Consider the following 1,804-nt stretch of genomic DNA (forward strand, 5'->3'; position numbering starts at 1 on the left):
GCGCCGTGCTCGTGAACGTGGGGCGCGGCACCTTTGTGGACGCGGACGCGCTCGCAAAGGTGCTGGCAGATGGCGCGATCCGCGGGGCGGCGCTCGACGTGACGGCCCCGGAGCCGCTGCCGGCCGACCACCCGCTCTGGAGGGAGCCGCGCTGCTTCATCACGCCGCACGTGTCCGGCGGCTCGTTTGGCCGCAATCGTCAGACGGAGGACGCCATCTGCGCGATCTGCTGCGATAACCTGCGCGCGCTGGCCACGGGCGGGCCGCTCAGGAACCTGGTGCCCGCGAGCGCCTTTGAGCTCGCGCCGCGCTAGGACGCGCCCGCGTCGAGAGCGCGGCGCACCGGTCCCACGGTGCATCAACCCGCGTCGAGCAGACCCCGCACCGCACTTCATGAAGTGCGGTGCGGGGTCTGCCTGCGTTTGCCCAGTTGAGCGGGTTTTGCCTCCCATCGCACATCGTGAAGTGCGGTGCGGTACCGCGCTCGGAGGCCCGCGACCGCGACGGGAGGCCCGGCAGCCTGCGGCCCGCGACTGCGACCGCGGTCGCACACCCCGTCCCAACTCGAAACACGCGCACAAGCTTCCCGTAACCTCGCGTGTCACGCGCCGCAACCACGGCGAACTACCATGGCCGCAGGCGACGCGGCGGTGGCCGCGCCATACGCACGCACGGGGAAGGACCTAACGATGCCCTCGGACAGCTTCGACTTCTACGCACCAACCCGCCTGCTCTTCGGCCCCGGCCAGCTCGGCCACCTGCACGAGCAGGCGCTCCCGGGCAAGAGGGCCATGCTCGTGATATCCAACGGCAAGTCCACGCGCGCCAACGGCTACCTGGATCGCACGCTCGAGCAGCTGAAGCTCGCCGGCGTGGACGCGGTGCTGTTCGACAAGGTGGCGGCCAACCCCACCAAGCAGGTGGTGGAGGATGGCGCCCGCTTCGCGCGCGAGAACGGCGCGGACTTCGTCGTGGCGCTCGGCGGCGGCTCCGTTATGGACGCGGCCAAGGTGATGGCGCTCCTGGCCCCGCAGCCCTCCGACGATCTGTGGGACTACGCCACGGGCAGCACGGGCAAGAACCTGCCGCTCCAGAGGCCCGAGATGCCGTGGGTGGCCATCACCACCACGGCGGGCACTGGCTCCGAGGTCGACCGCGGCGGCGTCATATCAAAGCTCGACACGCACGAGAAGATCGGCATATCCTCGCCCAACAACTTTGCCAGGATCGCCGTGGTGGACCCGGAGCTCATGCTGAGCGTCCCGCCCAAGTTCACGGCGTACCAGGGGTTCGACGCGCTATTCCACAACATGGAGGGCTACATCTGCAACATCGCGAACCCCTTTGGCCAGATGGTGCAGCTCGAGGCCATGCGCAACATCGGCGCGTGGCTACCCGTGGCCGTGCGCGACGGCTCCAACCTCGAGGCGCGCACGCACGTGGCGTACGCCAACACCATGGGCGGCTACTCCATGGACGTGGCGTCCAACTGCTCGGAGCACTCGATGGAGCACGCGATGAGCGCCTTCCACCCCAATCTCCCGCACGGCGCGGGCCTCACCATGATCAGCCTCGCGTACTTTGGCTACTGGGTGGGTCGCCACGTGTGCGACGAGCGCTTCGTGGCGATGGCACGCGCCCTGGGCAAGACGGGCGCCACCAAGCCCGAGGACTTCCTCGAGGCGCTGCGCGACCTGCAGGTCGCCTGCGGCGTGGACGGCCTGCGCATGAGCGACTACGGCTTCGCGGGCACGCGCGAGGAGGCGCTCCTGCTCGCCCGCACCGCGCGCGAGACCATGGGCCG

At 69.7% G+C, this 1,804-nt stretch carries 2 protein-coding genes; both read left to right on the top strand.

The window, feature by feature from the left end; genetic code table 11:
• The coding region (locus ACI38Z_RS08360) for an NAD(P)-dependent oxidoreductase (protein ID WP_439789738.1) at positions 1-314 on the top strand (314 nt) is incomplete at its 5' end.
• Between the two features lie 375 nt (positions 315-689).
• Positions 690-1,804, top strand: a 1,115-nt coding sequence (locus ACI38Z_RS08365) for an iron-containing alcohol dehydrogenase (RefSeq protein WP_439789739.1), incomplete at its 3' end; no start/stop codon positions are given.

The sequence above is a fragment of the Parafannyhessea sp. genome (assembly GCF_051876455.1).
Lineage (GTDB): Bacteria > Actinomycetota > Coriobacteriia > Coriobacteriales > Atopobiaceae > Parafannyhessea.